Source organism: Janthinobacterium sp. DSP2-3-3 (assembly GCF_049897325.1).
Taxonomy (GTDB): domain Bacteria; phylum Pseudomonadota; class Gammaproteobacteria; order Burkholderiales; family Burkholderiaceae_D; genus Janthinobacterium.
The window spans coordinates 299,901-315,305 of record NZ_JAFCWA010000004.1 but is presented as its reverse complement, the minus strand read 5'-3'; the positions used below and the strand labels follow the sequence as shown (position 1 = coordinate 315,305).

Here is a 15,405-nt window from a genome sequence, read left to right as displayed (position 1 = left end):
AAAATACATCGGTCTATCCTTGAAAATGGCGGTGAACATCACCGCAAGAACGTCACAAGACCTGCCAGCGCGGCGACGGCTGCCAGCAGGGAACTACGCAACAACAATCGGGGTGCATACGGCAGCAGCAGGGCCACCAGCAACGCTCCCGCCCCGATGAATCCCAGCCAGGCGACCACGCCGACGGTAGCGCTCCAGCCGGCCACGCAAGGCCAGATGGCCAGCGCCAGCAGGATGGCTCCGGCCAGTTGCAGCGCGCGCCGCACGTTCGGCGCCGCGTCCCTGCCCCAGACTTGGCCATGATGGCGGTCCATCGCCAGCGAGAGGCTGGCCATGCCCGCGTACGACAGGCCCAGCGCACAGAGGATGGTATTGATCATGACTGTCCTTCCGTAGTGACTTGCAGGCTGGTCGTGGGCGCAGCGCTTTCCTTGGCCGCAGCCTTCCTGGCCGGTTTTTCCTTGCGCTTGTGGACTTTCCACGCGCCCCAGGCGGCCAGCAGGCCGAAGGCCATGCTGCCCAGTTCCACGCCGGCGCTTTCCCAGTCGCCGCGCGCGACCTGCGCCACCAGATTGTCGCCGGTGCTCAGGACATTCAGGACCGGCAGCAGCAGGCACAGGGCGGCCAGCAGGCACAATTGCTCGATCCACGCCCTCTTTTCCCCGCGCAGACAGGCATGCACCAGCATCAGGAACCAGACGCCGAAGAAGGCGCGCACTTCCCAGCCGGCGCGGTGCTCGAGGCCGACAGGGATCAAACGGTTAGCCCACAGGAAGCCCACGCAGGCGATGGCCAGGCCGGCAATCGCCGCCACGTTCAGGCATTCGATGACGCGGTACACGCGCCGCGTGTAGGCGCCGAACTCGCCGCCGGACTTCTGGCGCCGCTTGACCAGGAACAGGATGGCGCCCGTGCCCATCATGGCCGTGCCGGCCAAGCCGCAGAAGAAGTACAGCCAGCGCATCGGCGTGCCGCCAAAGCCGACCATGTGCAGGTTCGACATGACGGAGCGCGTCAAGCCGGCGCCGCCCGTATCCGACTCGCCCGGCCGGCGCACGGCGACCTGCTCGCCCGTGGCCAGCGCATAGCAGGCCCTGCCCGAATTGGCGCTGATCCGTTCCAGCAAATCCGCGTCTTCATTCCAGCCATACATACACACGCGCATGGAGGCGTCATTCGGATTGTCCAGCACCACGGCGCGGATTTCCTGGCCGATGGCCTGCTCGGCGCGCAGCGCGAACGATTCCAGCGCGGGAATGGCCAGCGGCTGTCCCGAGCGCGCAGGCTTGCCCGCATCGTTCCAATCGGCCAAAAAGGCCTTCTTGGAATTGTCCATGCCGTACTGCGCCACCACGGGGGCCGGCACATAGTCATCGCTGAAAAATGCCAGGCCCGTGTAGGCGATCATGAACTGGAACGGTAACGTCAGCACGGCCACCGCGTTGTGCGCGTCGAGCCACGAACGCTGGCCCTTGGCCGGGCGGAAGGTAAAGAAATCCTTGAAGATGCGCTTGTGCGTGATGACGCCGCTCACCAGCGCCACCAGCATGATCATGGTGGTGATGGCGACGATCCACACGCCGATGCGTCCCGCGTGCAGCTCGTAGTGGAAATCGACGAAATGGTGACCGCCGATGGTTTCGCGTTCCGTTACCTCACGCGCATGTTTGACGATGGCTCCCGTCAGCGGGTCGAGGTCCGCCGAGCCATAGCCGCCGCTGGGCTGGAACCAGTAAGCGGACAGGCCGTGGCCGGGACGCTGCACGGGCCAGATTTCCCACATGTCCGCCTTCGGGTGCTCCTTCGCCATGAAATCGAGCGCCAGTTCCAGGCGGTGCGCGCGGTCCGTGACCTTCGGCAGCGGCGGATCGTTCGCGTGCGCCGCCTCTTCCAGGGCGTGTTCGGGCGTCATCCAGTGGCCGATCGGGTCGTCGAAGACGGCCAGGGTACCGGTCAGGAAAATGGCGAACAGCAGCCAGGAAATCCACAGGCCGCTCCATGTATGCAGCCAGGCCATGGCCTGGCGCAAGCCGCCCTGCTGTGGCGTCTTGACCACTTTATCTACCTTGACGGCGTTCATGCGGCACCTCGCGACAGCAGCATGCCGATGCCGCCGCAGACGATGGCCGGCAGCAGCATCCCGAGCCAGGCGCGGCGCAGGTCTTGCACGGCAAAGACCCAGATCACGGCGCAGGTGTAGACGACGAAGGCGCTCAGGGTGGCCGTCAGCACGGCTTCGGCGCGCGACAGCGGCAGCACGGCCGACAGCAGCACGGCCACGCTGGACGTCAGCGCATAGCCGCCAAAGACGGCGGCGAGCACGCGCGAAAACAACATCATGTTGGCCGATTTCATCGTTGCGGCACCCCAGACAACTGCTGTTGCGCCGGGTGGCAGACCATATACATCAGATGCATCACACTGCGTCCTTCCATCAAAGTTAATTATGGCGGCGGCACGCAGCGGCATGAAACCGCGCAACGTGGCGCCTTGAATGGGTACTTGAAATTATGTCTCTCAACTACAGGTGCCGCGAGAATCGAAAACGGGCAGTCCGATTGAAAAATATTTTTATCGAGGCGGGCTACGTGGCCGGTTCCACCGTCACCCAGTAACGCGTGCGGCTGCGCACCTGCACCGGCAGCGAATTGGGCAGCATGTTCAGGATGCGCTGGGTATCGGCCAGCGGGAATACACCCGACAGGCGCAGTTGGGCCACTGCCGGCGCGCAGTCGATCACGCCGGGGCGGTAACGGGCCAGGTCGGCCAGGAAATCGCCCAGGGTCACGTCGTCGACGATCAGTTGCCCGCGCGACCAGGCGCCCGCATACGCATCGATGGCGTGCGGCGCGTCCGGCGCATGACGGGAAAATGCCGCGCCGCGGCCGGCCGTCAGCAGCAAAGGCGCGCCAGCACCGTCGCGCGGACGGATTTCAACGACGCTTTCAAACACCTCCACGGTGCTGTAGCCATCCTGCTGGCGCACGGCAAAGCGCGTGCCCAGCGCGCGCACCCGGCCTTCGCGCGTGGCCACCACCAGCGGCGCGTCGCTGCCGATGCCGTGGCCGCTGGTAACGAGGATTTCGCCAGCCAGCAACTCAATCAGGCGACGGCTGCCATCGAAACGTACGTTTGCGGCCGATGCCGTATTCAGGCGGAGCACACTGCCATCGTCCAGCACCACCTCGCGCCGTTCGCCCGTGGCCGTGCGGTAGTCGGCGCGCAGGGCGCGCACACCATCCCAGGCGCCCGTCTGCGCGGCCAGCAAGCCGCCGCCAACCGCCACGCTCAGCCACGCCAGCAGCTGGCGCCGCTTGCCATTGACGGCTTGCTGCTGCGTGCCGGCCAGCGCCTGCGCGGCCGCACCGCCGTGCAAGCCCTTGAACCGCTGCGACACCGCGTCGATATGCTGCCAGGCCCGCTCATGCTCGGGGTCCAGCGTGCGCCAGTGCTGCCAGGCGGCGTGTTCCGCTTCGCTGGCCTCGTCCGACATCAGCACGGTCAGCCACTCGGCCGCCTGCTGCTGCACTTCCTCGTCGATGGCTGCCGGAGCCGTAGGTTCTGCCACCGTGCTCATGCCGACAGGGAGAAAAACACCTGGCGGTTGGCACGCGTCAAATATTGCTTGACCGAGCTGGCCGACACGTTCAGGCGCGCGGCGATCTCGGCATAGCTGAGACCTTCCAGCTGCGCCAGCAAAAACGCCGTGCGCACGGGTGTCGGCAAGCCGTCGAGGGCCGCATCGATTTCCTGCAAGGCTTCCAGCGCCAGCAAACGTGCTTCCGGCGCGGGCGCCGCCTCGGGCGGCAGACAAGCCAGCGCCTCCAGGTAGGCGTCTTCCAGCACTTGCCGGCGGTAGCGGTGCGCCACCAGGCGCCGCGCGATGGTGGCGAGAAAAGGCCGCGCTTCGCGGATCTGCGGCGGCGTGCCGTTGGTCAGCACGCTGATAAAGGTATCTTGCGCCAGGTCCGCCGCTTCGCCCGCATTGCCCAGCTTATGCCGCAGCCATCCCTGCAGCCAGCCGTGATGGCTGCTGTAGAGTGAGTGCAGGTCTTGTTGCTGTGCAAAATCGGCGGCCGACATGGCATCCCTTTCCGCTCAGGCGTGCGGCGCCTGAGAATGTAAATAAGAATTATTCTCATTTTAACTGCGCAATGCCTTTCATGCAATCGCGGCATTGACAGAAATACCAACTAATTCAAAAGCGGGCCAACCGCCAGGCGATGCAGCGCAGGACCGCCTGCCACCCGCGATGGGGTAAAATGACGCCCATCGTCCGGTTTGCGCCGCCCACTCCCAAGCTTTCATTGCAGGTTCATCATGCTAGATAATCTCACCCAACGGCTTGCCAAAGTCGTCAAGACCATGCGCGGCGAGGCGCGCCTGACCGAAGCGAACACCGCCGACATGCTGCGCGAAGTGCGCCTGGCGCTGCTCGAAGCCGACGTCGCCCTGCCCGCCGTGCGCGAATTCATCGCCAAAGTCAAAGAAAAAGCCATGGGCGAGGATGTCATTTCCTCACTCACGCCAGGCCAGGCCCTGGTCGGCGTGGTGCAGCGCGAGCTGGCCGCCCTGATGGGCGCCGACCTGGGACCGGAAGCGTCGCAGATCAGCTTTGCCCAGCAGCCGCCCGCCATCATCCTGATGGCCGGTCTGCAGGGTGTGGGTAAGACCACCACCGTCGGCAAGCTGGCGAAATACCTGAAGGAAGAAAAGAAGAAGAAAGTGCTGACCGTCTCGGCCGACGTCTACCGTCCCGCCGCGATCGCGCAGTTGCAATCGGTCACCGCCCAGGTGGGCGCCGACTTCTTCCCGTCTTCCAGCACAGACAAGCCGGTCGATATTGCCCTGGCCGCGCTGGATTGGGCGAAAAAACACTACCACGACGTACTGATCATCGATACTGCGGGCCGCCTGGGTATCGACGAAGAGATGATGCGCGAAATCGCCGCCGTCCACAGCGCCGTGAAACCGATCGAAACCCTGTTTGTCGTCGACGCCATGCTGGGCCAGGATGCCATCAACACGGCGAAAGCCTTCAACGATGCGCTGCCGCTGACCGGTATCGTGCTGACCAAGCTCGATGGCGACGCGCGCGGCGGTGCGGCCCTGTCGGTGCGCCACATCACGGGCAAACCGATCAAGTTTGCCGGTGTCTCGGAAAAACTCGACGGCCTGGAAGCGTTCGATCCGACCCGCATGGCCAACCGCATCCTGGGCATGGGCGACATCCTCGCGCTGGTGGAAGAGGCGCGCAAGGGCGTCGACAGCAAGGCAGCGGCCGACCTGGCGCAAAAAATCAAGGTCGGCGGCAAGTTCGACATGAACGACTTCAAGGCGCAGCTTGGCCAGATGAAGAAAATGGGCGGCATGGCCAACCTGATGGACAAGCTGCCGGCGCAGTTCCAGCAGGCGGCAGGCGGCAAGAACATGGATCAAGCCGATAAACAGGTGCGCCGCATGTGCGGCATCATCGATTCGATGACGCCGCAAGAGCGCGCCAAGCCTGAACTGATCAAGGCCACGCGCAAGCGCCGCATCGCCGCTGGCGCCGGCGTGCAAGTGCAGGAAGTCAACCGCATGTTGACGCAATTCGAGCAAATGCAGACGATGATGAAGAAATTGTCGGGCGGCGGCATGATGAAGATGATGCGCTCCATGAAGGGCATGATGCCTGGGATGAGGTAAGGCTTCAAAATCCGCGATGAGGAAAGGCTTCAAAATCCGCTGCGCGGTGGTCTTTGCGGCCGGCGATGCTCAGCGCACTAGAGTGCGCTTGCGCTTCTCGGCCACAAATCATCCCCGCTCGCTGTGATTTTGAAGGCCTTTTTTACGCCGCGTATCCAAGCGCAATACGCTGAAAACACTGTTATAAAATCATGCCGGATTGCATTTTCATGCGTCCGGTATCGTTTCTTCCCTGCCCCGCAGCGCCCCTCCCCGCATAGCCAGCAACCATGCCCTTCACGGGCAAAAACGCCGTTCTGCGCCCCCAAGCGGTGCGCCCGGGCGACAGCATCGCCATTTCCCTGCTTTTTCCTCGTGAAAACGTGAAAAACACTTGCATACAAGGTAAATCCACACCAATATTAGCCGTGCGATTAATTGCGCAATTTCCCATGTGTTTGTTAAGGAGGCTCGAAGATGGCAACAGCCAAAAAAACCCCAGTAGCAGCGCCAGCCAAAGCAGCAGCAGCAGCCAAGCCTGCAGCCGCCAAGAAAGCAGCACCCGCAGCCAAAGCAGCAGCTAAACCAGCAGCGGCGAAGAAAGCGGCAGCACCGGCAACACCACGCAAGCCAAACGCAGCATTCATGAAAGCAATGACGCCATCGAAAGAGCTGGCCGCCGTTGTTGGCGCAGCACCACTGCCGCGCACGGAAGTGACCAAAAAGGTATGGGATTACATCAAAAAACTCGATTTGCAAGATCCGGCCAACCGCCGCATGATCAATGCGGACGACAAGCTGAAAGCTGTTTTCGGCGGCAAAGCCCAAGTCTCCATGTTTGAAATGACGAAACTGATCTCCGATCATTTGAAATAATCAGATACGCGCAGGGCGTTCCGCGCCGTGTGAGTGCCCCGCCGCATCACTGCGAGCGGGGCATTTTTTTGCTTGCCCATCACCCGGCCGGTTTGAATTCCCACTGGCGCCACGCGGCGCGCACTGCATTCGGATACTCGGCCCGCCCCCGGCTGCCGTTATACCGCCCCAGCGCCAAGTATAAATCGCCTCGTTCCATATCCAGGTACATGCGCAAGATCGCGCAGCCATAGCGCAGATTTGTCTGCATGTGGAACAGCTTGCTGCGGTCGCTGTCGCCGATGACGCCCGTCCAGAACGGCATCACCTGCATGTAGCCGCGTGCGCCGGCCAGCGAGACGGCATATTTGCGGTAGGCCGACTCCACCTGGATCAAGCCCAAGACCAGGGCCGGCTCCAGGCCCGCGCGACGCGCTTCGTACCATACCGTTTCCAGGAATTCCGTGCGCAACTGCGCGTCCGGCAGCTTGCGCTGCAGGCGCGTGGACATCTGCGCCAGCCATTGCTGGTAGCGCTGCAAGTCGGCGGACGTGGCAAATTTGGGCTGCGGCGGGCGTTCGTCGCGGATCGCGTGCGACAGGGCCAGGCGCACGGAGTCGGCCAGCGCCTCCTCTTTCTGGTTACCGGCCTGCGCCGGGAAAGCGCTGGCAAGGCAGGCGGCCAGCGCGAGCGCGCCAGCCGTTTTACTTACCGATATGCGCTTCACTGCGCCATTTTGCCCTGGATGAAGGCGACGATCTCGTCCGGCGCCACGCCGGTGGCTTCCACGTCGCGGCGGCCCTGGTATTCCAGCTTGCCTTCTTTCAAGCCGCGCTCGCCGATGACGATGCGGTGCGGCACGCCGATCAGTTCCCAGTCGGCAAACATGGCGCCAGGACGCAGGCCGCGGTCATCGACGATGACATCGACGCCAGCGCCTTGCAGGGCCGCGTACAGCTTCTCCGTCTCTTCCTTGACCAGTTCGCTGCGGTCCATGCCCATCGGGCACAGCACGACCTCGAATGGCGCAATCGACGCTGGCCAGATGATGCCCTTGTCATCGAAGTTCTGTTCGATGGCGGCGCCCAGGATGCGCGTCACGCCGATGCCGTAGCAACCCATCTGCAGCGGCGCAGGCTTGCCGTTTTCGTCGAGGAAGGTGGCTTTCATGCTTTCCGAGTACGCCGTGCCCAGCTGGAACACGTGGCCCACTTCGATGCCGCGCTCGATGGCCAGCAGGCCTTGGCCGTCCGGCGAAGCGTCGCCGGCGACGACATTGCGCAAGTCGGCCACGATGGCTGGCTCGGCCACGTCACGGCCCCAGTTGGCGCCCGTGTAGTGGAAACCGGCGTCATTCGCGCCGCAGACGAAGTCGCTCATGTGGGCGACCGTGCGGTCCGCCACCACGGTGACCGGTGCTTTCGTGCCGATCGGGCCCAGGTAGCCGGGAATCGTGCCGTAGATTTCCAGGATTTCCGCTTCGGTCGAGAAACGGTGACCGGCCAGGCCGGCAACCTTGCCTACCTTGATGTCGTTCAATTCATGGTCGCCGCGCAGCAGCAGCATGAAATGCTGTTGCGTGACTTTCTCGTCCTTGCCCGTGGTTTCCACCGTCAGGGCGATGGTTTTCACGGTCTGCGACAAATCAATACCTAACAGGGCCGCCACGGTTTCGCACTTGACTGTGTCCGGCGTGGCCGTTTTGGTCAGTGCCTGGGCGGCGGCAGGACGCTCGCCCGCTGGCGGCAGCGCTTCGGCCGCTTCCATGTTGGCGGCGTAGTCGGACGTCGGGCAATACACGAGCGCGTCTTCACCCGTGTGGGCGATGACGTGGAATTCATGCGAACCGGAACCGCCGATGGCGCCGTTGTCGGCGGCCACGGCGCGGAATTGCAGGCCAAAACGCGTGAAGATGCGCGTGTAGGCGTCAAACATGACCTTGTACGACGCTTGCATGCCGGCCAGGTCGCGGTCGAAGGAATAGGCGTCCTTCATGGTGAATTCGCGGCCGCGCATCAGGCCAAAGCGGGGACGGCGCTCGTCGCGGAACTTGGTCTGGATATGATAAAAGTTCAGCGGCAACTGGCGGTAGGACTTGATTTCCGTGCGCACGACGTCGGTGATGACTTCTTCCGATGTCGGCTGGATCGCGTATTCGCGGCCGTGGCGGTCTTTCACGCGCATCAGTTCGTCACCCATCTTGGTCCAGCGGCCCGTCTCCTGCCACAGTTCGGCTGGCTGCACGAGCGGCATCAGCAGTTCGATGCCGGCGGCTTTGTTCATCTCGTCACGGATGATGGCTTCCACCTTGCGTATCACGCGCAAGCCCATCGGCATGTAGGTATAAATGCCGGAACCGAGGCGTTTGATCATGCCTGCACGCATCATCAATTGGTGGCTGACGATTTCCGCGTCAGAAGGTGCATCTTTAAGTGTGGAAATAAAAAAACGGGAGGCGCGCATAACGGTGAATTCTTTTTAAAAAGAGAGGGTTATAATCAACCTAATTTTAAAGGATTAGCTGGCTGATGCGTCCATACTTTACACAAATGCGCTCAATTGGTGCGATTCCGGCGCTTTTCGCACCCCGAAAAGGTCACCGGCTTGCGAAGTTGTGGGTAATTATGTAAAAAAAGACGCACTGTCGCAGAAAGTTTGAGGTGCATTATGCTCGACCGTGAAGGGTTTCGGCCCAACGTCGGCATCATCCTGCTAAACGCCCAGAACGAGGTGTGGTGGGGCAAGCGGGTGCGCGAGCACTCATGGCAGTTTCCGCAAGGCGGTATCAAATATGGCGAAACACCGGAACAAGCCATGTTTCGCGAACTTGAAGAGGAAATCGGACTCAGACAGGAACACGTCAAAATTGTCGGCCGCACCCGCGACTGGCTGCGCTATGAAGTGCCAGACCACTTCATCAAGCGCGAGATTCGCGGCCATTACCGTGGCCAGAAGCAGATTTGGTTTCTGCTGAGAATGTGCGCGCGCGATAACGACGTCAATCTGCGCCTGACCGACCATCCCGAGTTCGACGCCTGGCGCTGGCATGAATATTGGGTCCCGCTCGATGTCGTGATTGAATTTAAACGCGATGTGTACCAGCGCGCCTTGCAGGAGCTGTCCCGCTTCCTGACCTGGCCCGTGCATGGCAATGCACAGCAAGCGCACCGCCATACCTCGCGCTACCTGCGCCAACCCCACGCGCCACGCGCGCAGGATGGCGCGGCACTGGCCCAGCCTTGCGACGGCATTGCCGCCGAAGGATGTACGCCGGAGCTGATCTTGCCGGGCAAGGGGTAATCCGCCGCAATGAATGCAATTTCCCACGCAAAAGGGGCAGCCTGACCAGGCTGCCCCTTTTTTCATGCCGGCAGGAACACCCTGCCGGACCAGTCAACTTACTTGGCCGCAGGCGCTGGTGCTGGCGGTACATCCAGGGTGATCGCTTTCAAACCCAGGATATTGCTGCTGTAGTGGCGGATCTTGTTGGCCAGGGCTGGGTCGCTGTTCAGCTTTTGACCATACGAGGGTACCATTTCCACCATCTTGGCTTGCCATTCCGGTGTCGCCAGGCGGCTCTTGAAGGCCGTTTGCAGCACCTTGATCATGATAGGCGGCGCGGTCGAGGCACCGGGCGAGGCGCCCAGCAAGGCAACGATGCTGCCATCGGCGGCACCGACGACTTCCGTGCCGAACTGCAGCAAGCCGCCTTTGACGGGGTCATCCTTGACGATCTGCACGCGCTGGCCAGCGTTTTGCAGGGTCCAGTCTTCCATCTTGGCGTTTGGCAAGTATTCACGCAGGGTTTTCAAACGGTCTTCCGGCGTGTTCATGACCTGTTCAATCAGGTATTTCGTCAGTGGAATATTGTCGTAGCCAGCTTGCAACATCGGTTTCACATTGCCCGTACCGATCGAGGCAGGCAAGTCGATCCACGAACCGTTTTTCAAGAACTTGGTCGAGAAGGTGGCAAACGGGCCAAACAGCAGGGCTTTCTTGCCATCGATGATGCGCGTATCGAGATGCGGCACGGACATCGGCGGCGAACCGACGGATGCCTTGCCGTAGACCTTGGCCGCATGCGCCGCCACCAGTTGCGGATTGGTGGTGACCAGCCATTGGCCGCCCACCGGCACGCCGCCGTAGCCCTTGGCTTCAGGAATGCCCGATTTTTCCAGCAGCGGCAGCGAACCGCCACCGGCGCCGATGAAGACGAACTTGGCGCGCACGGTTTTTTCCTTACCGGCGTTCAAGTCTTTCACCGTCACGTTCCACACGCCATCGGCGCCGCGCTGGATGTCTTCCACTTGGTGACGCAGGTGCAGGACCATGCCATGGCTGTCCGTCAGGTATTTCACCAGGCCGCGCGTGAGGTTGCCGAAATTGACGTCGGTACCGATTTCCATGCGCGTCGCGGCCACTTTCTGCCCCTTGTCGCGGCCTTGCATGACCAGCGGCGCCCATTGCGCGATCTGCGCCTGGTCTTCCGAGTACAGCATGCCTTTGAACAAGTTTTGCTTTTGCAGCGCCTCATAGCGCTTGTGCAAGAAAGCAATATTGGCGTCGCCCCAGACAAAGGCCATGTGCGGCACATTGTTGATGAAGGTTTGCGGTGCGCCCAAGTGCTTGTTGGCTACCTGATAAGCCCAGAACTGCTTGGAAATTTCGAATTGCTCGTTGATGTCGACGGCTTTCTTGGTCTCGATGCTGCCGTCGGCCGCTTCCGGCGTGTAGTTCAGTTCGGCAAATGCCGAATGGCCCGTGCCCGCGTTGTTCATCGCGTCCGAGCTTTCGGCGGCCACGGCATCGAGGCGCTCAACCATTTCCATCGTCAGCGAGGGATCGAGTTCCTTGAGCATGCTGCCCAGGGTGGCGCTCATGGTGCCGGCGCCGATCAGCAGCACGTCGACCGGTTTTTCGGACGAGGCCGGAGGGGTCTTGTCACATGCCGCCAGGATCAGGCACGACATCAAAAGTAATAGCGATTTACGCATACGTAACTCCGTTTATGAATACTGAAGGATGATTCTTGCGCGCCACCGTGGCGGCAGCATCGCGGCTATCGGCTGATCTGACGAAAGACAGGCAGCACTCCGGCGCCGAGACGGCCGGACAGGTCAATGTCGATGGTGATAGGCATGCTGCCGCGCTCCGGGATAAGCCAGGAGCGAGATCTGGTGGCAAAGGTGCAGGCAATGGACAGCGCGGACTGCGTTGTCGGCTGAAAAACCGGCAATAAAATCGCCGTCATGTCCAGTGCAAATATCAAGAGCGGCGATTTTATCACCGTTATTTGGCACCGCCAGGCTGCGGCGGTAGTGGATAATACTTACTGCAGGGTATTAAATGACGGTGAATATCAGGTCATGAAAGCGGGCGCCAGACGGCAAAAAGGGCATCCTCGATGCCCTTTGCGTATGTACGCGGTACAATGCCGGCTGCCCTTTAGCCATAGTTCTTCAGCCATGTTCAACCCCTCTTCCGACGATGTGCGCCGCTTCTTTTGCGACACTTTGCGCAAGCACCGCGCCCATGACATCCTCACGCCGATGGAAGCCATCGCGCTCGACTGGATTCTCGAACACCCCGAGTATGAAAACGAGCTCTCCGATGTCGAAGCGGCACTGGCGCGCGACTATTCCGTCGAAGGCGGACAAGCCAATCCCTTCCTGCACCTATCCATGCATCTGTCGATCACAGAGCAGGTGCAGGTGGACCAGCCGCGCGGCATCCGCCCGGCCGTGCAGCAACTGACGCAACGCCTCGATTCGGCCCATGCAGCCCAGCACGAAGTGATGGAATGCCTGGGCCAGATGATCTGGGCTTCGCAGCGCTCGGGCTTGCCGCCCGATACGGATGCGTATATCGATTGCGTCCGCCGCCGCTAACATGGCTACACTGCCGAAGGCTGCAGTACAGCTGCCTTCGGCGCCTTGCACAACAACCCCAGCACCACCTGCAACGCCATGGCGACGGCGCCGACGATGAAGACCACGTCGCCAAAGGTACGTATCCAGCGCAGATTCTGCAACAGCGGCTGCTGCATGAATTCCTCGCTGCGCGCATACCACAGGCCTTCCGTCACGCTGGCGTGGAACTGGATAATGCCTATCGGCAACAAACTGGTAAAGATCATCAGCACCAGGCCCGCGTTCAAGCCCCAGAACGCCGTCTTCATCAACGCAGGGCTGAAGCGGTAGTCGGGCCGCAAATAGCGCAGCACCAGCAAGGTAAAGCCCAGCGCCAGGAAGCCGTACACGCCGAACAGCGCCGCATGCGCATGCACGGGAGTCGTGTTGAGGCCCTGGATGTAGTACAGCGCCACGGGTGGGTTGATCATAAAGCCCAACACACCCGCGCCCAGCATGTTCCAGAAGGCGACGGCGACAAAGCACATCATGGGCCAGCGTAACTGCTCCATCCATGGCGCGCGCTCCTTCAGGCGCCAGTTTTCCCACGCTTCATGCCCCAGCACGATCAGCGGCACCACTTCCAGCGCGCTGAAACTGGCGCCGATGGCCATCACGGGCGTGGTAGTGCCCGCAAAGTACAGGTGGTGGAAGGTACCGGGTATGCCGCCCAACATGAACAGCGAGGCCGACGCCAGGCTGGCCGCCGTGGCCATGCGCACCGACACCAGGCCCAGGGTCGAAAAGATGAAGGCCAGCGCCGTGGTGGCGAAGACTTCGAAGAACCCTTCCACCCACAGGTGCACCACCCACCAGCGCCAGTACTCCATCACCGACAGATGTGTGCGTTCGCCGTAGAACAGGCCGGCGCCATAGAACAGGCCGATGGCGCCGACGGACGCGGTCAGCAGCGCCAGCAGGTTCTTGTCGCCGCCCGGCTTGCGCAGGGCCGGCACCACGCCGCGCAGCATCAACACCAGCCACAGCAGGATGCCCACGTATTTTCCGATCTGCCACAAGCGTCCCAGGTCCACATATTCATAGCCTTGGTGACCGAGCCAGAAGTTCCACTCGGGCGGCATCACTTGCGCAATCGCCAGGTAGTTGCCGATAAACGAGCCGACGACGACGGCGACCAGGGCCCAGAACAGCACATCGATGCCCAGACGCTGCCACTTGGGGTCCTTGCCGCCATTGATCAAGGGCGCCAGGAACAGGCCGGCGGCCAGAAAGCCCGTGGCGATCCAGAACAGCGCTGCCTGGATATGCCAGGTGCGCGTGAGCGCATACGGGAACCAGCGCGAGACGTCGATGCCGTAGAACTGCTGTCCTTCCACCGTGTAATGCGCCGTGAAGCCGCCGATGAAGACCTGGAAGATGAACAGCGCCACGACCAGGAACAGATATTTTCCCAGTCCGCGCTGCGAAGGCGTCAGCGCGAAAGTGGTGAGCGGATCGCGCGGACCGGGGGCCGGCAGCGCTTCGTCGTGGTTGCGCAAAAAGGCCCAGCCCCAGACGAGGAAGCCCACGCCGGCCAGCAGCACCACCACGCTGGCGACCGACCAGACGAGGTTTTCGCCGCTGGGCTGGTTGCCAATCAACGGTTCATGCGGCCAGTTGTTCGTATAGGTCACTTTCTGGCCCGGACGCTCGGTGGCGGCGGCCCACGCGGTCCAGAAGAAGAACTGCGTCATCTGCGCGCGTCGCGCGGCACTGGGCAGGGTATTTTCCTTCATGGCGAAATGCTCGCGGCTGGCGTGCAGCGCGGGCGCATCGGAAAACAGCTGGTCGTAATAGTGCGCCGTGTTGGCGATGGCTTGCACGCGGCGCGGCGACAGGCGCAGCACTTGTGCATCATCGACGCGGTTGCCGCGGTATTCCATCTTGAGCGCTTCGCGCAGCGCCGCCTGCGCGGGGCCGTCGAGCGCCGCGTATGCCTTGCCATGCTGCTCTTGCGCAGCCAGCTCCAGCCAGGCCGTCAGTTCGCGGTGCAGCCAGTCGGCCGTCCAGTCGGGCGCCTGGTAGGCGCCGTGGCCCCAGATGGAGCCCAGCTGCATGCCGCCGACCGATTGCCAGGCCGTCTGGCCATCGAGGATGCCCTCGCGGTCGAACAGCTGCCGGCCATCCTGCGCCAGCACTTGCGCGGGGATGGGCGGCGCCTGCCGGTAGACTTCGACGCCGTAGTAGCCGAGTAGCGAAAACGTCACGATCAGCACACCGATCAGGGTGAACCAGAGTTTTTTGTAGGGACCCATGGGTCTTTCCTTTGTCAGTGCACCACGGCCGGCGCAAAGCGCTCGAACAGGATATTGTTTTCAGTATGGATGTGCGCCATCAGGTCTGCACGGAAGGTGCGCAAGCCCGTGTACAGCGCGCGCCAGGTGGTGCAGGCGCCAGCCGGCGCGGTGATATCGTTCGTCATTGCCTCCATGGCGCGCAAGGCCACGCCATGCTCGTCATGCTCCATGCGCATCACGTTGATGGGCGCGCCGGCGCGGGGGCCCTGGCCGCGCACGATCATCGGGAACAGCACGTCTTCTTCCTTGCGCATATGGCTTTCCAGCTCCTGCGCCATGGCCGACAGGTGTTCCGCCAGCCCGTGCGGACAGTCGGCGCGGTCGCCATGCACCTGCTCGACCTTGCGCGCCAGGCGTATCAGCTCGGGCAGCTGCTCACGGTGCACGGCGTGGTAACGCGCCAAGAGGTGCTCCACCAGCTCGGTGGCCGAGGCCTCCTGCCAGTCACGCTCGCCGCTGGTATCTGCGCGCCCTGCCAGCAGCCGCAGTTCCGCGACGATGGGCGCCGTGTCCACGCCGGCCGCTTCGGCCGCCGCGCGCAGGGTCTTGTTGCCGCCGCAGCAGAAATCCAGGCGGTGCGCATCGAACAGGCGCGTGGCGCCGGGGATGCGGCGGGCCAGCTGGCCCAGGGATAGCTCGATCATTTCCATAACAGTTCCTTGAGGATGAATAGGTAG

16 protein-coding genes are annotated in these 15,405 nt (G+C 62.3%); 4 read left to right on the top strand and 12 right to left on the bottom strand.

Annotated elements, in window-relative coordinates:
- Positions 1 to 38: 38 nt before the first annotated feature.
- The 5 genes from ACP7DE_RS10420 to ACP7DE_RS10400 form a co-directional block, all read right to left on the bottom strand.
- Positions 39 to 380: a DUF3325 domain-containing protein gene (locus tag ACP7DE_RS10420; RefSeq protein WP_071075502.1), complete on the bottom strand. Its 342-nt coding sequence runs from the start codon at positions 378 to 380 to the stop codon at positions 39 to 41.
- Entirely contained in the window at positions 377 to 2,080 is a 1,704-nt protein-coding gene (locus ACP7DE_RS10415; protein ID WP_426072029.1) for a PepSY-associated TM helix domain-containing protein, read from the bottom strand. The genes ACP7DE_RS10420 and ACP7DE_RS10415 overlap by 4 nt, the downstream gene beginning before the upstream one ends.
- Positions 2,077 to 2,340, bottom strand: a complete 264-nt coding sequence (locus ACP7DE_RS10410; protein ID WP_426072028.1) for a hypothetical protein — start codon at positions 2,338 to 2,340, stop codon at positions 2,077 to 2,079. Before ACP7DE_RS10410 ends, ACP7DE_RS10415 begins: the two co-directional genes overlap by 4 nt.
- A 244-nt stretch (positions 2,341 to 2,584) precedes the next feature.
- Positions 2,585 to 3,568, bottom strand: a complete 984-nt coding sequence (locus ACP7DE_RS10405; RefSeq protein WP_426072027.1) for a FecR domain-containing protein — start codon at positions 3,566 to 3,568, stop codon at positions 2,585 to 2,587.
- Positions 3,569 to 3,573: 5 nt separating this feature from the next.
- Entirely contained in the window at positions 3,574 to 4,083 is a 510-nt protein-coding gene (locus ACP7DE_RS10400; RefSeq protein ID WP_426072026.1) for a sigma-70 family RNA polymerase sigma factor, read from the bottom strand.
- A 237-nt stretch (positions 4,084 to 4,320) separates the two neighbouring features.
- Between ACP7DE_RS10400 and ffh the strand changes: the two genes are divergently transcribed.
- Entirely contained in the window at positions 4,321 to 5,688 is a 1,368-nt protein-coding gene (gene ffh, locus ACP7DE_RS10395; RefSeq protein ID WP_010401368.1) for a signal recognition particle protein, read from the top strand.
- Positions 5,689 to 5,869: 181 nt separating this feature from the next.
- Here the strand turns inward: ffh and ACP7DE_RS10390 are convergent, their stop codons facing one another.
- Entirely contained in the window at positions 5,870 to 6,067 is a 198-nt protein-coding gene (locus ACP7DE_RS10390; protein WP_426072025.1) for a hypothetical protein, read from the bottom strand.
- A 77-nt stretch (positions 6,068 to 6,144) separates the two neighbouring features.
- Between ACP7DE_RS10390 and ACP7DE_RS10385 the strand changes: the two genes are divergently transcribed.
- Entirely contained in the window at positions 6,145 to 6,543 is a 399-nt protein-coding gene (locus ACP7DE_RS10385; protein ID WP_099376516.1) for an SWIB/MDM2 domain-containing protein, read from the top strand.
- Between the two features lie 79 nt (positions 6,544 to 6,622).
- Here the strand turns inward: ACP7DE_RS10385 and ACP7DE_RS10380 are convergent, their stop codons facing one another.
- Positions 6,623 to 7,249: a lytic transglycosylase domain-containing protein gene (locus tag ACP7DE_RS10380; protein ID WP_426072024.1), complete on the bottom strand. Its 627-nt coding sequence runs from the start codon at positions 7,247 to 7,249 to the stop codon at positions 6,623 to 6,625.
- Entirely contained in the window at positions 7,246 to 8,985 is a 1,740-nt protein-coding gene (locus ACP7DE_RS10375; RefSeq protein WP_426072023.1) for a proline--tRNA ligase, read from the bottom strand. Before ACP7DE_RS10375 ends, ACP7DE_RS10380 begins: the two co-directional genes overlap by 4 nt.
- Before the next feature lie 204 nt (positions 8,986 to 9,189).
- Between ACP7DE_RS10375 and ACP7DE_RS10370 the strand changes: the two genes are divergently transcribed.
- The gene (locus tag ACP7DE_RS10370) at positions 9,190 to 9,822 is read left to right on the top strand and encodes an RNA pyrophosphohydrolase (RefSeq protein ID WP_426072022.1); all 633 of its coding nucleotides are present in this window, start codon (positions 9,190 to 9,192) and stop codon (positions 9,820 to 9,822) included.
- A 98-nt stretch (positions 9,823 to 9,920) separates the two neighbouring features.
- On the opposite strand, the gene mqo is transcribed toward ACP7DE_RS10370, so the two are convergent.
- On the bottom strand, positions 9,921 to 11,516 hold the full coding sequence (gene mqo, locus ACP7DE_RS10365) for a malate dehydrogenase (quinone) (RefSeq protein ID WP_426072021.1): 1,596 nt from the start codon (positions 11,514 to 11,516) through the stop codon (positions 9,921 to 9,923).
- A gap of 65 nt (positions 11,517 to 11,581) precedes the next feature.
- Positions 11,582 to 11,773 (bottom strand): hypothetical protein, encoded by a 192-nt coding sequence (locus ACP7DE_RS10360; RefSeq protein WP_426072020.1) that lies wholly within the window; start codon positions 11,771 to 11,773, stop codon positions 11,582 to 11,584.
- 166 nt (positions 11,774 to 11,939) lie between these two features.
- Between ACP7DE_RS10360 and ACP7DE_RS10355 the strand changes: the two genes are divergently transcribed.
- Entirely contained in the window at positions 11,940 to 12,410 is a 471-nt protein-coding gene (locus ACP7DE_RS10355) for a DUF1841 family protein (protein ID WP_426072019.1), read from the top strand.
- A gap of 5 nt (positions 12,411 to 12,415) precedes the next feature.
- Here the strand turns inward: ACP7DE_RS10355 and ACP7DE_RS10350 are convergent, their stop codons facing one another.
- Both ACP7DE_RS10350 and ytfE read right to left on the bottom strand, forming a co-directional pair.
- On the bottom strand, positions 12,416 to 14,686 hold the full coding sequence (locus tag ACP7DE_RS10350) for a nitric-oxide reductase large subunit (RefSeq protein ID WP_426072018.1): 2,271 nt from the start codon (positions 14,684 to 14,686) through the stop codon (positions 12,416 to 12,418).
- A gap of 14 nt (positions 14,687 to 14,700) precedes the next feature.
- The gene (gene ytfE / locus ACP7DE_RS10345) at positions 14,701 to 15,378 is read right to left on the bottom strand and encodes an iron-sulfur cluster repair protein YtfE (RefSeq protein WP_426072017.1); all 678 of its coding nucleotides are present in this window, start codon (positions 15,376 to 15,378) and stop codon (positions 14,701 to 14,703) included.
- Between the last annotated feature and the right edge of the window lie 27 nt (positions 15,379 to 15,405).

Bases quoted from the DNA above. Each gene is read 5' to 3' on its own strand.
- ACP7DE_RS10420 (WP_071075502.1), bottom strand. From the start codon at position 380: ATGATCAATACCATCCTCTGTGCGCTGGGCCTGTCGTACGCGGGCATG.
- ACP7DE_RS10415 (WP_426072029.1), bottom strand. From the start codon at position 2,080: ATGAACGCCGTCAAGGTAGATAAAGTGGTCAAGACGCCACAGCAGGGC.
- ACP7DE_RS10410 (WP_426072028.1), bottom strand. From the start codon at position 2,340: ATGATGTTGTTTTCGCGCGTGCTCGCCGCCGTCTTTGGCGGCTATGCG.
- ACP7DE_RS10400 (WP_426072026.1), bottom strand. From the start codon at position 4,083: ATGTCGGCCGCCGATTTTGCACAGCAACAAGACCTGCACTCACTCTAC.
- ffh (WP_010401368.1), top strand. From the start codon at position 4,321: ATGCTAGATAATCTCACCCAACGGCTTGCCAAAGTCGTCAAGACCATG.
- ACP7DE_RS10390 (WP_426072025.1), bottom strand. From the start codon at position 6,067: ATGCAAGTGTTTTTCACGTTTTCACGAGGAAAAAGCAGGGAAATGGCG.
- ACP7DE_RS10385 (WP_099376516.1), top strand. From the start codon at position 6,145: ATGGCAACAGCCAAAAAAACCCCAGTAGCAGCGCCAGCCAAAGCAGCA.
- ACP7DE_RS10375 (WP_426072023.1), bottom strand. From the start codon at position 8,985: ATGCGCGCCTCCCGTTTTTTTATTTCCACACTTAAAGATGCACCTTCT.
- ACP7DE_RS10370 (WP_426072022.1), top strand. From the start codon at position 9,190: ATGCTCGACCGTGAAGGGTTTCGGCCCAACGTCGGCATCATCCTGCTA.
- mqo (WP_426072021.1), bottom strand. From the start codon at position 11,516: ATGCGTAAATCGCTATTACTTTTGATGTCGTGCCTGATCCTGGCGGCA.
- ACP7DE_RS10360 (WP_426072020.1), bottom strand. From the start codon at position 11,773: ATGACGGCGATTTTATTGCCGGTTTTTCAGCCGACAACGCAGTCCGCG.
- ACP7DE_RS10355 (WP_426072019.1), top strand. From the start codon at position 11,940: ATGTACGCGGTACAATGCCGGCTGCCCTTTAGCCATAGTTCTTCAGCC.
- ACP7DE_RS10350 (WP_426072018.1), bottom strand. From the start codon at position 14,686: ATGGGTCCCTACAAAAAACTCTGGTTCACCCTGATCGGTGTGCTGATC.
- ytfE (WP_426072017.1), bottom strand. From the start codon at position 15,378: ATGGAAATGATCGAGCTATCCCTGGGCCAGCTGGCCCGCCGCATCCCC.